Source organism: Pseudanabaena sp. SR411, from assembly GCF_002251945.1.
Lineage (GTDB): Bacteria > Cyanobacteriota > Cyanobacteriia > Pseudanabaenales > Pseudanabaenaceae > Pseudanabaena.
The window spans coordinates 1-17,819 of record NZ_NDHW01000062.1; the positions used below are offsets into that span (position 1 = coordinate 1).

At 45.7% G+C, this 17,819-nt stretch carries 9 protein-coding genes; 6 read left to right on the plus strand and 3 right to left on the minus strand.

Annotation, left to right across the window (positions count from 1 at the left end; translation table 11 throughout):
* Positions 1–88 precede the first annotated feature (88 nt).
* Positions 89–217, minus strand: a complete 129-nt coding sequence (locus tag B9G53_RS28385) for a hypothetical protein (RefSeq protein WP_254923557.1) — start codon at positions 215–217, stop codon at positions 89–91.
* 510 nt (positions 218–727) lie between these two features.
* Here B9G53_RS28385 and B9G53_RS04860 point away from each other — a divergent pair.
* Positions 728–1,564, plus strand: a complete 837-nt coding sequence (locus tag B9G53_RS04860; protein WP_094529758.1) for a sigma-70 family RNA polymerase sigma factor — start codon at positions 728–730, stop codon at positions 1,562–1,564.
* 133 nt (positions 1,565–1,697) lie between these two features.
* Here the strand turns inward: B9G53_RS04860 and B9G53_RS04865 are convergent, their stop codons facing one another.
* The gene (locus B9G53_RS04865) at positions 1,698–3,188 is read right to left on the minus strand and encodes a phosphoglucomutase/phosphomannomutase family protein (protein WP_176453095.1); all 1,491 of its coding nucleotides are present in this window, start codon (positions 3,186–3,188) and stop codon (positions 1,698–1,700) included.
* Between the two features lie 516 nt (positions 3,189–3,704).
* Between B9G53_RS04865 and rpoB the strand changes: the two genes are divergently transcribed.
* The 3 genes from rpoB (at position 3,705) to B9G53_RS04880 (ending at position 13,225) form a co-directional block, all read left to right on the plus strand.
* A complete protein-coding gene (rpoB, locus tag B9G53_RS04870; protein WP_094529762.1) occupies positions 3,705–7,007 on the plus strand; it encodes a DNA-directed RNA polymerase subunit beta in 3,303 nt (1,100 codons plus the stop codon).
* A 115-nt stretch (positions 7,008–7,122) separates the two neighbouring features.
* Positions 7,123–9,159 carry a DNA-directed RNA polymerase subunit gamma gene (rpoC1, locus tag B9G53_RS04875; protein WP_094529764.1) on the plus strand — a complete coding sequence of 679 codons (2,037 nt, stop codon included), beginning with the start codon at positions 7,123–7,125 and terminating at the stop codon, positions 9,157–9,159.
* An 88-nt stretch (positions 9,160–9,247) separates the two neighbouring features.
* Positions 9,248–13,225, plus strand: a complete 3,978-nt coding sequence (locus tag B9G53_RS04880) for a DNA-directed RNA polymerase subunit beta' (protein WP_094529766.1) — start codon at positions 9,248–9,250, stop codon at positions 13,223–13,225.
* A 35-nt stretch (positions 13,226–13,260) separates the two neighbouring features.
* Here B9G53_RS04880 and B9G53_RS04885 read toward each other — a convergent pair whose 3' ends face one another.
* Positions 13,261–13,638: a resolvase gene (locus B9G53_RS04885; protein ID WP_094529844.1), complete on the minus strand. Its 378-nt coding sequence runs from the start codon at positions 13,636–13,638 to the stop codon at positions 13,261–13,263.
* A gap of 233 nt (positions 13,639–13,871) precedes the next feature.
* Here B9G53_RS04885 and B9G53_RS04890 point away from each other — a divergent pair, with 233 nt between their 5' ends.
* The gene (locus tag B9G53_RS04890; protein WP_254923559.1) at positions 13,872–16,718 is read left to right on the plus strand and encodes a pitrilysin family protein; all 2,847 of its coding nucleotides are present in this window, start codon (positions 13,872–13,874) and stop codon (positions 16,716–16,718) included.
* Positions 16,719–16,757: 39 nt separating this feature from the next.
* Positions 16,758–17,639: a tRNA (5-methylaminomethyl-2-thiouridine)(34)-methyltransferase MnmD gene (locus B9G53_RS04895; RefSeq protein ID WP_254923560.1), complete on the plus strand. Its 882-nt coding sequence runs from the start codon at positions 16,758–16,760 to the stop codon at positions 17,637–17,639.
* The last annotated feature ends 180 nt before the right edge of the window (positions 17,640–17,819 follow it).

Consider the following 17,819-nt stretch of genomic DNA (forward strand, 5'->3'; position numbering starts at 1 on the left):
ATCACTCTCTTAGTCCTATATATATTGAAAGGAAGAATTGTATATCCCTATTTCTATAATCTTTGGTATCTTATTTCTTCGCAAGCCCCTAACGTGAGTAAGTTACGCGATCGCTTTCCGAGTCATCCACAATTAAAACATCGATCTCAGTCTTTGCATCAACAAAGCCCCATGACGGCAAATGCGCCTTTGCCGTTTCAGGTCGTAAATTGTCCATAGCTAGCAGCTCACGAATTAGAAGCTAATATTTAAGTTGAGTCCTGAGCAATTCATTAAATTTTAATAAACCTGATGATATTCCCCGTTATGCCCAACTCACAGTCCCAAGATGTCTAACAGCATTTTAGAACCCATTTTAAGAATTACATGACCCTTACTCGTTTCAAGCTTTGGGTGTCTAGCCCCCCTAAATCCCCCAATTCTTGGGGACTTAAATATGGTTCCCCCCAGAATTGGGGGACTAGGGGGGCAAAAACTACAATTCTTAAATGGTTTCTTAAATAAAGAAAACTAAATGATCATAAAAATCAATGACCTCAGAATAATTCTAGCTCTTTCTCAACCTAACACCTAACAGATTGTTAGGTGTTAGGTATTTGGAAAATCAAAAAATCCCTAACAGCCTGCAAGGTGACGATCTCTCCTTAAGCCTCTAATCTAAGTACATCGAAACAAGAAATGTTCTTCATGACTTAATGAACCAGCTTGATTAGTTCAGGGCAAAACTATGACTACCGCAACACTCACTTTTTTATCTGATATTCCTACTCAGTCCAGCATCACCACCCATAAAGTACGTGAGTTTTCGGCGGCGGACAAAACTACAACCCTCGAATTACTCAAGCAATATCGCAAAGCGCCATCGGCATACCTACGCGATCGCATCGTGCGCTTAAATATCGGTCTAGTCAAAAAAGAAGTCCATTTCTGGGCAGATCGCCACTCAGAACTCTATGACGATTTATTACAAGTGGGTGCATTGGGCTTAATCGGCGCAGTCGATCGCTTTGAACTAAATCGCGGCTATGCCTTTAGCTCCTTTGCCGTGCGCTATATTCGTGGCGAAATTCAGCATTATCTACGGGACAAAAACTCATCAGTACGCATCCCTCGCCGTTGGATGGATCTGCAACAGCAATCAGTACGAGTAATGCAAAAATTGCGTAATACCTTGCAAAGAGAACCTTCCGCGAAGGAAGTTGCTAACGCTCTTGGCATAACCCTCAGCGAATGGCAAGAAGCAAAACTCGCCTGTCAAAATCGCGCTCCCTTAAGTCTTGATGCACCGATTCGTTCTGAAGAAGATGATTCTTCCTCTATCGGCGATTTGGTTGCAGATCCTAGAAGTAACATGCAACTACAACAGGATGAAAAATTCCGCTTACAGCAAGCACTCTCACTCTTAGAGCAACGCACTAGAGAGATTGTCGAGTTTGTCTTTATTGAAGATCTTCCTCAAAGAGAAGTTGCCAAAATGCTAGGAGTGAGTGCAGTCACAATTTCCCGTCAACTCAAGAAAGGTCTATCAACATTGCGTTGTGCCTTAGAAGCTGAAGCTTGCTAATAAATACAGCGCTTTGTGCTCAAACCCAAACCCAGAGATTTTTTAAAAGTGTTGCGAAGCAACACTTTTAAAAAATCTCTGGGTTTGCTTGATATTGCTATAAAAAAGAAGGGGCGTTTCACGCCTCTTCTTTTTAGTTGAATTGTTCAGCCCAATTGGCAATCCAGTTGAGGGTTTTATGCACCAGTTCAGGAGTTGCTGCTTCACAATAAAGCCTTAGTAATGGCTCAGTACCACTAAAACGAATTAATAGCCAACTTCCATCTGCTAAACGGAACTTAAAGCCATCAGGAGCCTTAGCATCGATTACTTTGCGCCCAGCGATTTCAGTCAATGAAAACTGTTGAAGAGTAGCTACTAATTTCTCACGCGCCGCCATACCTGAGAGCTTCTTATCAATGCGATCGTAATGAGAAACAAAATTAGTCTGCTTTTGGAGATCGCTGTAGAGAATGCTCAAATCCTTTCCAGATTCAGCGATCGCCTCTAGCACATATAAAGCCGACAACAAAGCATCACGTTCAGGAATGTGATTGCCATAGCCGATACCGCCCGACTCTTCACCTCCCAATAGGCAAGGAACGCCAGAGAGCATTCTCTCCGCAATGTACTTGTATCCAACAGGAGTTTCATAAACAGTCAGATCGAAAAGGGCGGCGACTTTGGGCATTAAGTCAGATCCACTAATCGTTTTAATCAGTTCTCCTTTAAATCCACGATGCTTAGCAAGATGTTCTAACAAGATCGGAATTAGGATTTGGGAACTCAGGAAGTTCCCTTCACTATCCACAGCCGCAATGCGATCGGCATCTCCATCGAAGACAAATCCTACTAAAGTCTTTTCGCGATGATCGTGGTGATAGGTTTTGACTTGACGGAAGAGATCGGCAATATATCTTGGCAGTGGCTCAGGCGCACCCCCACCAAAGAGCGGATCAGTATCACTGTTGATTTCAATTAAATTGGCTTGGGTTGTGGATGGCAAATCTAAAATTTTTGCTAAACCTCCTGCGGCAGCCCCATGCATTACGTCTGCGAATACGGTCAACTTTCCCACCGCGATCGCCTCTTTGATCGCTTCAATATTTACCTTGCCTCGCAAAGCTTCACAATAACTTGCCCATGCATCAAAGGTCTCGATTTTGCCCACTCTTTTGTCAAGATGATGGCTTTCGTAGACAAAATCACCACGCTCTAAAATCTCCTCAACTTTTGCAGTCACATCTGGTGACACTGAGCCACCGAATGCACCTTTAATTTTTAAGCCCGAATAGTTGGCAGGGTTATGACTCGCCGTAATTACCAAAGCTCCCAAAGCCTTGCGGTCATAAGCTGCCCAACTAAACGCAGGTGTCGGTGCAAAGTCATCGGCAAGTAAGACATCAAATCCGATCGCGGCCACGGCTTCAGCAGTACGTTTAGCAAAAGCATCAGACATGAAGCGGCGATCATACCCAACAATAATTGTGTTACTCCCTGACGCACCAAAGATTTGATGCAGAATATGAGCAGCGATCGGTGCAACTGCGGCTAAGCGATCAAAGGTAAAGTCATCGGCAATGATGCCTCTCCAACCGTCAGTTCCAAAGCGTATGGGGGGATGCAATGTAAATTTGCCGTGCATAAGCCTTTCAAAATTTCTTTTAGGTTAAAGTTTATCGTGAATTATCCTCAAGTAAAGCAAACTCGCCATAATGGCGCTTTTCGTTTTGCCTACAGCAAAATGAAAACTCAAAACCTTGCAATATATAGCAATGAAAGTTTTGCTTAGGACATAAAACCAAAAAGATGAGTGGCGGCGCGAAGCGCCGCCACTCATCTTTTTGGTTTTGGTTTGTACTAACTAACTCTTTTTTTTGCTATAGGCATAATTAATTACAACCCCAAACCAGTAAAGTTGCGCCCCTGCGGGGCACAACTTTACTGGTTTGGGGAATTTATGCTGCACAGGTACTTATGTAGCGATGTAATTTTTGAAGCAAAGGCTTTTTGATTTAGCGAAGGTGTTGTAATTAAAATTTCGACAACACATTAAAAAACAGCTTGACAATCAGATGTCAACTGCGTTAGGATTATGTGCTTATGTCTTGAATCAAAACTAGACATATACTCCGCCCACTAAAACTGCAGTCATTAGTGCATGAATAAGCCTACTCTTGTTACTCCTGCCTTCGTTCTACCAGATCTTGTAGAAATCCAGCGGGAGAGTTTTCGATGGTTCCTAGAAGAAGGACTTATTGAAGAGCTTGAGAGTTTCTCACCGATTACAGATTATACGGGCAAAATGGAACTCCATTTTATTGCCAAAGATTATAAACTCAAGCGCCCAAAATATAGTGTTGATGAGTCCAAACGTCGGGATGCCACCTATGCCGTACAGATGTACGTTCCCACAAGGCTTATCAATAAAGAAACAGGAGAAATAAAAGAGCAAGAAGTTTTTATCGGCGATCTGCCCCTGATGACAGATCGTGGAACCTTTATTATCAATGGCGCTGAGCGAGTCATCGTCAATCAGATTGTCCGTAGCCCTGGGGTTTATTACAAGCAAGAGATTGACAAGAACGGTCGTCGTACTTATAACGCTAGCCTCATTCCGAACCGAGGCGCTTGGTTGAAGTTTGAAACCGACAAGAATGATCTTGTCTGGGTGCGTATCGACAAAACCCGTAAACTTTCCGCGCAGGTATTACTCAAAGCGATCGGCTTAAGTGATGCCGAAATTCTTGATGCGCTTACTCACCGTGAGTATTTCCAGAAAACGATTGACAAAGAAGGTCAGTTCGACGAAGACGAAGCACTGAAAGAACTTTATCGTAAGCTGCGTCCAGGTGAGCCTCCTACAGAGTCTGGTGGACGTGAACTCTTGCGATCGCGCTTTTTTGACCCCAAACGTTATGACCTCGGAAAGGTTGGACGTTACAAGCTCAACAAGAAATTGCGCTTGAATACCCCTGACACCATGCGGGTATTGACTGAGAAGGATATTCTCACTGCGATTAACTACCTGATCAACCTCAAGTTTGACATCGGTGAAATCGATGACATTGACCACTTGGGCAACCGTCGCGTCAGATCAGTTGGCGAACTATTGCAAAACCAAGTCCGTGTTGGCTTAAATCGTCTAGAGCGCATCATTCGTGAACGGATGACCGTCTCTGATGTTGATGCATTGACACCTGCATCCTTGGTTAACCCCAAGCCCCTAGTTGCCGCAATCAAAGAATTCTTTGGTTCCAGCCAACTGTCTCAGTTTATGGATCAAACCAATCCTCTAGCTGAGTTGACCCACAAGCGTCGTCTTAGTGCCCTTGGTCCTGGTGGTCTGACCCGTGAACGCGCAGGCTTTGCGGTACGTGATATTCACCCTAGCCACTATGGTCGCATCTGCCCCATTGAAACGCCTGAAGGACCTAACGCTGGTCTGATCGGTTCCTTGGCAACTCACGCTCGTGTGAATCAATACGGTTTCATCGAAACTCCTTATTATGCAGTTGAAAATGGCAAGGTTCTCAAGAACGAAGAACCTGTCTACATGACTGCTGATGAAGAAGATGAATTCCGCGTAGCTCCTGGTGACGTAGCCACTAACGATGACGGTTACATTTTTAACGAAATTGTGCCGATTCGTTACCGCCAAGAATGGGGTACGGCAACACCTGAAGAAATTGACTATGTTGCAGTTTCACCCGTACAGATCATCTCGGTGGCAACATCGCTGATTCCGTTCCTTGAGCATGATGATGCTAACCGTGCCCTGATGGGATCGAACATGCAACGTCAAGCAGTTCCTCTCTTGCGTCCTGAGCGTCCCCTCGTTGGTACTGGACTCGAAGCTCAAGCTGCGCGTGACTCAGGGATGGTCATCGTCTCGCGAGTCACAGGTGAAGTCTCCTATGTATCTGCCGATGAAATTCGCGTTAAGGCTGATGATACTGGGCTTGAGAGTATCTACCGTCTGCAAAAGTATCAGCGATCAAACCAAGATACCTGTTTAAATCAGCGTCCTCTGGTATGGGTTGGCGATACAGTCGTCGCAGGACAAGTACTTGCTGATGGCTCAGCAACGGAAGGCGGTGAAATCGCCCTCGGTCAGAACATTCTCGTTGCTTACATGCCTTGGGAAGGCTACAACTACGAAGACGCAATTCTAATTAATGAGCGTCTGGTAATTGATGATGTTTACACCTCGATTCACGTTGAAAAATACGAAATTGAGGCGCGTCAAACTAAGCTTGGGCCTGAAGAAATTACTCGCGAAATTCCTAACGTTGGTGAAGATTCTCTGCGTAACCTTGATGAGCAAGGCATTATTCGCATTGGTGCTTGGGTAAGTTCTGGTGAAATCCTTGTTGGTAAGGTCACACCTAAAGGTGAATCCGATCAGCCTCCTGAAGAAAAACTCCTCAGAGCAATCTTTGGTGAAAAAGCGCGTGATGTAAGAGATAACTCTTTGCGCGTACCTAACGGCGAAAAGGGTCGTGTTGTCGATGTGCGCGTATTTACTCGCGAACAAGGCGATGAGCTTCCTCCGGGGGCAAACATGGTCGTTCGTGTCTATGTTGCTCAAAAGCGCAAGATCCAAGTCGGCGACAAGATGGCAGGTCGTCATGGTAACAAGGGCATTATTTCTCGGATTTTGCCGAAGGAAGATATGCCTTTCTTGCCTGATGGTACGCCTCTCGACATCGTGTTGAATCCCCTGGGTGTGCCTTCTCGGATGAACGTCGGACAAGTATTTGAATGCTTGCTCGGTTGGGCTGCGGAAAACTTGAATGCCCGCTTTAAGATCGTACCTTTCGATGAAATGTATGGTGAAGAAGCATCTCGTGAGTTGGTACATGGTCAGCTAGAACATGCTCGTAACCACACTGGCAAAGACTGGATCTTTAATGATGGTTTTCCAGGTAAATTGACCGTGTATGACGGACGCACTGGTGAACCCTTCGATCAACCTGTGACCGTTGGTAAGGCATACATGCTGAAACTGGTTCACCTTGTTGATGACAAGATTCACGCACGTTCGACAGGTCCTTACTCTCTGGTTACCCAGCAACCTCTTGGTGGTAAAGCCCAGCAAGGTGGTCAGCGCTTTGGAGAAATGGAAGTATGGGCGCTGGAAGCTTTTGGTGCAGCCTATATTCTCCAAGAACTTCTCACAGTTAAGTCTGATGACATGACTGGACGTAACGAAGCTCTGAATGCGATCGTGAAAGGTCATGCGATTCCTCGTCCTGGTACGCCTGAATCATTCAAGGTATTGGTGCGCGAGCTTCAGTCTCTCTGTTTAGATGTATCAGTTCACAAACTCTCTGAGGATGGCAGTAACCAAGATACTGAAGTAGATCTGATGGTGGATACTGGTTCCCGTCGCACCCCAAATCGTCCAACCTATGAGTCAGTCTATCGAGGTGATATCAACTTTGATGAGGACGACGACTAGACTAACCTAGATAATTCGTAATTCGTAATTATCAATTACGAATTACGAATTATGGCTATGCAGCTAAAGAATTTATCAATATAAATAGTCAATTTATTTAAGGACGTTGTAACGTATGGCGAAAGTGGAACAGCGATTTGACTATGTCAAGATTGGCTTGGCATCACCTGATCGCATTCGTAAATGGGGCGAACGTGTTCTACCAAATGGCAGTTTGGTTGGCGAAGTCACAAAACCTGAAACAATTAACTACCGCACACTGAAGCCAGAAATGGATGGCTTGTTCTGTGAGCGGATTTTTGGTCCTGCTAAGGACTGGGAATGTCATTGCGGCAAGTATAAGCGTGTGCGCCATCGTGGCATCGTTTGTGAACGTTGCGGTGTAGAAGTCACGGAGTCACGAGTACGCCGTCACCGCATGGGCTTCATTAAGTTAGCAGCTTCGGTTACCCATGTATGGTATCTCAAGGGTATTCCTAGTTATATGGCGACTTTGCTGGATATCCCTCTACGTGATGTCGAGCAAATTGTTTACTTTAATGCCTACGTTGTCCTTAATCCCGGAATTCAGTCTGAGGTTGATGGTGTAATTGTTTCCGTCAATAGCCGTGAGATCCGTATTCGTGGCGTTGACGGTATTGAAAGAGCTTACCATCTGCATCCTAAACATGTTTCCACTGTTACTGAAGGGAAAGTTGTTGAAGCTGGAGAGGCGATCGCTAGTGCCTATAATCTCTCATACAAGCAACTGCTTTCTGAGGATCAATGGATTGATCTAGAAGATCAGATCTATGCTGAAGATCCAGTCTTAGACGGTATTGAAGTTGGTATTGGTGCTGAAGCAATCAAGCAATTATTGCAAAATATCAATCTTGAAAAAGAAGCCGAACGTCTCCGTACTGATATTGAAAACTCTAAGGGTCAAAAACGCGCCAAATTAATCAAACGTTTGCGTGTAGTTGATAACTTTGTGGCAACTGGCTCGAAGCCAGACTGGATGGTATTGGATGTCATTCCTGTAATCCCTCCAGATTTGCGTCCGATGGTACAGCTTGATGGTGGACGCTTTGCTACCAGCGACTTGAATGACCTCTATCGCCGTGTAATCAACCGTAATAACCGTTTAGCACGTTTACAAGAAATTCTTGCACCTGAAATTATCGTTCGTAACGAAAAACGGATGTTGCAAGAAGCTGTTGATGCGCTCATCGATAATGGTCGTCGCGGTCGGACGGTAGTTGGTGCAAACAATCGCCCACTTAAGTCTCTCTCAGACATTATCGAAGGAAAGCAAGGTCGTTTCCGTCAAAACTTGCTCGGTAAACGGGTTGACTACTCTGGTCGTTCAGTCATCGTCGTTGGTCCTAACCTCAAGATTCACCAATGTGGTTTGCCTAAGGAAATGGCGATCGAGCTGTTCCAGCCCTTTGTAATTCATCGCCTGATCAAAACAGGTTTGGTGAATAACATCAAAGCTGCCAAGAAACTGATTCAGCGTAATGATCCAGCCGTTTGGGACGTTCTAGAGGATGTGATCCGAGAACACCCCGTCATGCTCAACCGTGCTCCGACGTTGCACCGTTTGGGTATTCAAGCCTTTGAACCATTGCTTGTTAGTGGTCGTGCGATCCAATTGCATCCCCTCGTTTGTCCAGCCTTTAACGCTGACTTTGACGGTGACCAAATGGCGGTTCACGTACCTCTATCGATTGAAGCGCAAGCAGAAGCACGCTTGTTGATGTTGGCTTCTAACAACATTCTCTCACCTGCAACAGGTCGTCCGATCGTCACACCTAGCCAAGATATGGTTTTGGGCTGTTACTATCTCACCACTGAAAATCCCTATAAGCAGAAAGGTGAAGGACGTTACTTTGCTAACTTTAACGATGTCGTGATGGCATACGAACAAGGCGAAATTGACATTCATGCCAATGTTTGGGTGCGTTTCGAGGGAATCGTGGAAGGACAAGGTGCAGTCAAGGAAAATGAGGAACCGAAAGTTACGGTTCTCGAAGATGGCACAAAGGTCAAGGAGTATGATTTCCGACGGACTCGTGAAGATGCGGAAGGTGGCTTGATTTCGCAGTACATCAAAACTACTCCTGGGCGCGTAATTTTCAATCAGGCAATTTATGCGTCTCTAGCTAGCTAAATGTTATAAATAGCCGCGCTTGGCGTGGCTATTTATAACCATAGAATTTCGATTAATTACTCAAAAGATTATTTAATAGCTTAATACCATGGCAGATTTCACGACTAGCAACACGGATTCGCCTGAAGAAAAGAAGCCTCAACGCTTTATCAATAGCACCATCGACAAGGGGCAGTTGAAGAAGTTAATTGCTTGGGCTTTTACGCATTATGGAACAACTAGCGCCGCCAACGTTGCTGACCAATTAAAAGCACTTGGCTTTCGCTATGCGACTCAGGCTGGAGTATCAATTAGTATTGACGACTTGCAAGTTCCTGCTAGTAAGAAAGCTTTGCTAGCGGCGGCTGAGCAGGAAATTGAAGAGACTGAAAGTCGTTATACAAGGGGAGAAATTACTGAAGTAGAACGTTTCCAAAAAGTAATTGACACATGGAACGTGGCTAATGAAAACCTCAAGGATGAGGTAGTTAAAAACTTTAAGAGTAATAACCCGCTCAACTCTGTGTACATGATGGCGTTCTCTGGAGCGCGTGGTAACATCTCGCAGGTGCGTCAGCTAGTTGGTATGCGTGGTTTGATGGCTGATCCGCAAGGGGAAATCATCGATTTACCGATTAAGACGAATTTCCGTGAAGGGCTGACAGTTACTGAGTATATTATTTCGTCCTATGGTGCGCGCAAAGGGCTAGTAGATACAGCGTTACGTACGGCTGACTCTGGATATCTTACCCGTCGTCTTGTTGACGTATCGCAGGATGTAATCGTTCGTGAGAATGATTGTGGTACGACTCGCGGCATTAAGCTAAAAGCGATGCGTGATGGGGAAAAGACCTTAATTAAGTTGTCCGATCGCCTATTTGGTCGTGTGGCAGCTGAAGATATTGTCGATCCTAATACGGGCGAAGTAATCGTCATGCGTAACCAAGAGATTTCGGAAGATTTATCCTTGGCAGTCCAAAAGGCTGGGGTCGAAGAAGTTTGTGTGCGCTCTGCCTTTACTTGCGAATCGACGCGATCAGTTTGCCAGATGTGCTATGGCTGGAGCTTGGCTCATGCTGAATTGGTAGACATTGGCGAAGCGGTAGGTATCATCGCCGCCCAATCGATCGGTGAACCAGGTACACAGCTAACCATGCGTACCTTCCACACAGGTGGTGTATTTACTGGGGAAGTTGCCGAACAACAACGCGCTCCCTACGATGGCACAATCAAGTACAACAAAAAGCTGAAAGTCCGCCCCATGCGTACTCGTCATGGTGAAGATGCGTTCATCGTTGAATCCAATGGTGACTTTACCCTAGAAAGTTCTGAAGGTAAAAAGGTCTACGCGATCACCCAAGGTTCGACATTGTTGATGCGTGATGGACAGAAAGTAACTCAAAATCAACTGATGGCTGAGGTATCCATCACAGGTAAAACTTCTCGCAAAACCACAGAAAAGGCTACGAAAGCTCTGAATACTGGTTTGGCTGGTGAAGTATTATTTTCGGATCTGGCGATTGAAGAGAAAAAAGACCGTCAAGGTAACACCAGCTACGTCGCTCGTGGTGAAAAAGGTCGGGTTTGGGTATTGGCTGGTGAAGTCTATGACTTGCCTCCGACGGCTGAACCAACTGTGAAAAATGAAACCTATGTCACAGAAGGTGATGTCCTTGCAGAAACTCGCTTGATTACAGAGCATGGCGGTGTCGTGCGTTTGAGTGAAGAAGACAGTCGCCATAACCGCGAAGTTGAAATTATTACGGCTTCGGTAGTATTGGATCAGGCGATCGTCAAAGAAGAAAGCTACCAAGGTCGTGAGCATTATGTGCTAGAGACTCAAGGTGGTCAAAGCTTCTCGCTCAAGGCTTCCCCCGGTTCCAAACTGATCAATAATCAAGTCGTTGCCGAACTGATTGATGATACTTACCAAACTAAGAGTGGCGGTATTATCAAATTCGCAGGTGTGGAAGTCGCGAAGCGCAGTAAGGGCAAGCAGGGTTATGAAGTTGTCAAGGGTGGCACTTTGCTTTGGGTTCCTGAAGAAACCCATGAAGTGAATAAGGATGCTTCCCTATTGATGGTGGAAGAGAATCAGTTCATTGAGGCTGGTACAGAGGTTGTTAAGGATATTTTCAGCCAAACCGCAGGGGTGGTGGAAGTATTCCAAAAGAATGACATTCTGCGCGAAATTGTGATCAAGCCAGGTGATTTACATCTCGTTGATGATCCACAAACAGCCATGCAAAAGAATGGCACTTTAGCTCAACCAGGCACGGAAATTATGCCAGGATTGACTTCCCCTGAACTGCGCTATGTGGAATATCTGGACTCGACTGAAGGTCCTGCCTTGCTATTGCGTCCCGTGGAAGAATATCAAGTTCCTGATGTACCAACGGTTCCTAGCCAAGAATCGGTTAACCAAGAAGGTCGTTCGATTGGTTTACGGGCTGTGCAGCGTATCCCTTATAAGGATGGCGATCGCGTCAAGGCGATCGATAGCGTTGAGCTACTCAAGACCCAACTATTGCTAGAAGTTGACACGGATGCCCCTCAATTGGCTGCGGACATTGAGTTCATTCCTAATGACAGCGATCCAGGTAGCTTGCGTTTGCAATTGGTAATTCTGGAATCTTTAGTGATTCGTCAAGATAACTCTGGCGACCCAGCCCATACCAACTCACGCACCCGTTTGCTAGTAAATGATGGCGATCGCATTGACCCAGGTGCAGTTGTTGCACGTACCGAAATTCTCTGTAAGAAAGCTGGTCAGATCCGTGGCATTCGTCAAGGGTCGGAAGTAGTACGTCGCTTACTAGTTGTCACCGAAGCAGATTGCATCACCACACCTTGCCCTAATCCCACGGTGCAGGCTGGCGATCTTTTGCGATCGGGCGATGAAATTGGTGAGGGAGTGATTACTGAAGAGTCAGGACAAGTCCTCAAAGTAGAAGATGGCTCCGTCGTATTTCGGATTGGTCGTCCTTATCTGGTATCCCCCGGTGCATTGTTGCAAATCCATGATGCTGACCTTGTGCAACGTGGTGACAACATTGCACTGCTAGTATTTGAACGAGCCAAAACTGGAGATATTATTCAAGGTTTGCCTCGGATTGAGGAACTCCTCGAAGCACGTAAGCCTAAGGAAATGTGTGTACTTGCGCGTACTACAGGTACTGCTCAAGTCACCTACGACTCAGACGATAATCCTGAAGTGAAGATTCTCGGCGATGATGGCGTTCTTGATGATGATTATTCATTCAACGCGGGTCAGAGTGTGATTATCTCCGATGGTCAGAAGCTTTTGGCTGGTGAAGCACTCACCGATGGTCCCGCCAATCCCCATGACATTCTCGATATCTATTTCCATGCTTACAAGGAATCTCTGGGAGTCAGACAAGCGGCGCTCATTGGCTTGCAAAAAGTCCAAGAGTTCTTGATGAACGAAGTCCAGTCGGTATACCAATCTCAAGGTGTAGACATTTCCGATAAGCACATTGAAGTGATCGTTAAACAGATGACTTCTAAGGTACGCATTGAGGACGGTGGTGATACAACTCGTCTCCCTGGTGAGCTAGTAGAACTCCATCAAGTTGAACAAATCAACGAAGCGATGGAAATTACAGGTGGAGCACCTGCGGACTATACGCCTGTGTTGATGGGTATTACCAAGGCTAGTTTGAATACCGACAGCTTTATCTCGGCGGCGAGTTTCCAAGAAACTACTCGTGTTCTTACGGAAGCGGCGATCGAAGGTAAGTCTGACTGGTTGCGTGGCTTGAAGGAGAACGTCATTATTGGTCGTTTGATTCCTGCGGGTACTGGCTTTAATGCCTATGACACGCCAATTGTGGATGTCGATAATGGCTATGAGCCAGATCTCGGCTATGACGAAGAAGCGGATGATGTGATCATTGATGACAACACTGCGCGTAATTATCAAATCATTGAGCCTCGAATCGAACCAATCCGCGTTGTCGATAAGCCTCGCAGTCGTCGTAGCTTTGACGATGAGCTAGTGGATGATGATGTGGAGTTTGATGATGACGATGAGGAAGATGATGATGATTTTGAGGATGAAGACTAAATAAAAAGAAGGGTGCGCTGAGCGCACCCTTCTTTTTATGGATTACGATTAGAGCCGATCGCTTGATTAAGAGATCGCAGTTCTTGCAAAATTTCTCTTAATAGCCGATTCGTTTCGTTTTGAGTAGGCTCTTGCACCTGAATTGTCACTTGTTTCATTTTCAGGACATCCCGCGCAAATCTTGATACCTCAGTGGGGTGAAATAATAAAGGATCGCGATCATTTTGGCGGAGTTCAGGATTAAGTCTAGTTGGATCGTAAGGTAAGTTTAGTAAACCTTGTGCTGGATCGGTATTGGCATAGCGATATATAGAAGCACGCGATCGCCCTAATGCTTTTTGGATTGCTTCTATATCCATTAGCTCGTAGTTATGATCAGTTTTTAGGTCAGCGTGGGAATACGCAGGATTCATGTTGTCACGAGCATTCATAATCATCTTGAAATAGCTTCAACTTATTATGCAATGTCGCCAAGCCTGATTAGCCCAAACCCGTAAAGTTGCGCCCCACAGGAGTGCAACTTTACGGGTTTGAGTAAATTGTTGGGCAGTCCGCTACGCGGACTGCCCAACAATTTGGGGTTAGGTTATAACTATTATGCTGAGCTACTTACTTATAATAAAAGCTGTATTTCGTGGAGATTTCGGTGAAGCGTAATTTTATGCTCTCTTTTTTGAGTCGAGGCTTAGCTACGGCGATCGCTGTAGTGATGCTCAGTAACTTGCCCCTATCTTGGCAATCATCTTTATGGCAATTGTCAGGTAACCAAGCCTATGCTGCTCAGCCTGATCTAGTTGCCAAAACCGCTACAACCTCTAGTCAATCGCCTGATTTGCTAACGGGTAACGTCGTTAAAACTGTTTTGGATAATGGCTTGACGGTTTTAACCAAAGAAGTAAATACGGCTCCAGTGGTCACTGTCCAAGTATGGTATCGCGTTGGTTCTCAAAATGAAAAAGCAGGAATCACAGGTATTTCCCATCAACTTGAACATTTACTATTTAAAGGAACTAAAGATCGTCCGATTCAGTTTGGGCGATTGTTTAGTGCTTTAGGTAGTGACTCTAATGCTTTCACCAGCTATGACATGACAGCCTACTTCGGGACAACAGGTAGCGATAAGCTGGATGCGATGCTCAGACTGGAAGCCGATCGCATGGTTAATACCGTCGCAGGGGAAAATGAACTCAAAAGTGAGCGTACTGTCGTTTTATCGGAGCTAGATGGCGGAAATAATAGCCCCGGCACAAGGCTCTATCGACAGGTTATGCTAGCCGCCTATCCAGATAGTTCTTACGGTTGGCCAGTGATCGGCTATCGTCCTGATGTTGAGAACTATACGGTTGAGGATATCCAAAATTATTACCGTACTTTTTATCGTCCTGATAATGCCACGCTGGTGATTGTTGGCAATTTCAACACCGCAGATACGCTCAAAAAAGTACGTGAAATCTATGGTGCGATCGCTGCTCCTCCAAAACCTCAAGTTTTAATTACCCCTGAAGTACAGCAAAGTAAACCCAAGCCCCCAGAGCCGAAATCAGCGCAGGAGCCAATTCGTCTCAAAGAACCTGGTAGTGTGCCATTTTTGCAAGCGGTCTATCCGAACTTGCCTAAAATCAATGATCCAGATGTGGCGGCGATCGATGTGATGGATAGCATTTTGACATCGGGTAGAAGTTCTCGACTCTATCAAGCTTTGGTGGAGACAGGCTTAGCCAGTAGCGCTAGTGCTAGTGGTTCGGCGATGATTGGCACGGGTTGGTATTTTATGAGTGCGACTCCGACCGCAGGTAAATCGCTTGAAGAACTCGATCGCCTGTTACTAGCAGAAGTTGACAAGCTGCAAACGCAGCCCATTACGGCTGAAGAACTAGAGCGAGCAAAAACTAGTATGCGTGCAAGCTACATTCTCGGCAATCGGGATGTGAATTCTCAGGCTATTCAAATCGGTTATAACCAAACCGTAGCCAAGGACTATCGCTATAGCGATCGCTATTTGAGTGATGTTGATAAAGTCACCAGTGCGGATGTCAGGCGCGTAGCTAAGCAATATTTACAACGCGATCGCCGTGTGGTCGGATATTTTGAGCCATCGGTGATTACGGCTGGGGCGGGGACAACGCCTAGTAATGCTCACTCTTCAGATGCATTTAAACCCAGTTCTCCCGTTGATCCTGCCGAAGTTGCCAAGTACTTACCAGAGAGTGCTTTAGTTGCTAAGGCGGGAATTCCCCCAGAGGTAAATCCTGATAAGTTCACCCTATCCAATGGGTTGAAAGTTCTGTTATTAAGCGATCGCAGTACGCCATCCGTAACTTTAGTGGGTGAAATCAATGCAGGAGCAGGTTTTGACTCAGTTGAGAAAGCTGGTCTAGCAGTCATCACGGCTCAGAATATCACCAATGGCACAGCAACAAAAGATGCATTAACCCTTGCCACACGGTTAGAAAATCGTGGAGCCAGTTTAGGATTTTCGGCTGGTCGTGAAAGTGTGGGTATTTCTGGTATATCACTGTCCAAGGATTTACCAATTGTGATCGATCAGTTAGCTGATTTGCTCCAAAATGCGACTTTCCCAACCAAGGAATTTGAACTCAATCTTCAGCGCAATCTCCTCGCCTATAAGTCAGAGATGGATAACCCCAACTCTTTAGTGCGTCGGATTTTTCAATCAACGCTCTATCCTAAGGGACATCCATTTCAGGCGATGCGAACTGAAGAAACGCTCAAATCCTTAACCCGTGAAGATTTAGCCAAGTTTTACAAGACCTACTATCGTCCTGACAATACGATTCTCACGCTCATGGGTGACTTTGACCCTGCGGTGGTGAAAGCTTTACTCGAAGAAAAATTGGGTAAATGGAAAGCTATAGGTAAAGCACCAAAGTACCAATTCCCAAAAGTGCCAAATCTGGCTAGCACCAATGAGAAACAAACATCTCTCGCGGGTAAAACGCAAGCGGTAACTATCATCGGTCATCCAAGTATTTCCCGCTTCGATCCTCAGTATTACCCTGCGCTCTTGCTGAATCAGGTTGTCGGTGGTGATACCTTAGCTAGTCGTCTGGGTACGGAAATTCGCGATCGCCTTGGTTTGACCTATGGCATTTACAGCTATTTCCAAGCGGGTAGACCTCCACAAGGCGCATTTATCGTACAGATGCAAACCAGTGGTAAGGATACAGAAAAGGCGATCGCGGCGACGGTGGCTTTGCTCAGATCTGTTCGCGATAAGGGCATCACTCAAGCTGAATTTGATGTGGCAAAAAAAAGTTTGCTCAATAGCTTTAGTACTGAGTTTGCTGATCCTGACAGTGTGGCAAGTTCTCTGCTCAGTGATGAAATCTATGGCTTACCAGTCGGCGATTTCTATAAGTTCCCTCAGCGTATCCAAGCGGTTACTTTTGAGCAGGTCAATCGTGCAGCTAAGGAACTATTACAACCCGATAATCTTTTGATTGTCTCGGTAGTTCCTAAAGCTGAAAAATAGTCATAGCAAGGCTCAAAATGGTGATACCCATTTTGAGCCTTGCTATCAAATCCATTAATTACGATCGCAATGGACAAGCTTTCCCTTTTCCCAACTGAAGATGGATCAGTTACTTTTTGGTCAGACACATTCCAAGAAACATTTCATAGCTCCCACGGTGCAAAACACGAAGCCGAAGCTAAATTTGTCACACCCGCCAAAATTGCCGAAAAAGCTCGCACTCAGCCCCAACTTAACATTCTCGATGTTTGCTATGGCTTAGGCTATAACAGCGCTGCCGCGATCGCCTGTGTCTCCTCATTACCAGATCGCAGGGCTAATCTCCACATCATCGCCCTCGAAAACAACCTCGAAGTACCCCAAAAGGCGATCGCCGCAGGATTAGTCAATATTTGGCAACCAGCGATCGCGCAAATCTTAAAAACTGCTGCTGAAACTCAAACTGTAGCTACCGAAAATTTATCTTTACAACTACTCATTGGCGATGCCAGACAAACCATCAGCCAAGTCCCCACAAAATGGGCTGATGCAATTTTTCTTGATCCCTTCTCTCCGCCCCATTGCCCCCAACTCTGGACAGTCGAGTTTATCCAACTTTTAGCCAACTGCCTCAAACCAGATGGCTATCTGGTTACTTACTCCTCATCCGCCGCCGTTCGGGCTGCCATGCTGTTGGCAGGACTACAAATTGGTGCGATCGCACCAATCGGACGCAAATCCCCCAGCACAATCGCCGCCTTTGCACCCACCCCACTACCACCAATTTCTGACACCGAAGCTGCTTTTCTCCATACTCGCGCGGCTATTCCCTATCGCGATCGCGCCTTACAAAGCAAAGCTTCAGAAATTATCGCCATCCGTCAAGCCGAACAAAACAACTGCAATCTTCCTCCAAGCTCTAGCCTTCGCAAAAAAGTTTAGACTTAAGCTATCCTAAAAGATTTGTGAGAGTGCGCCTAAAAGGCGCACTCTCACAAATCTTTTAATCTCATAAAGAAAAAAGTTTATAGCTGTCGCCATTCTTGTTAGGACATAAAACCCAAGAATAGAGTGGCGGCGCGAAGCGCCGCCACTCTATTCTTGGGTTTTGGTTTGTACTAG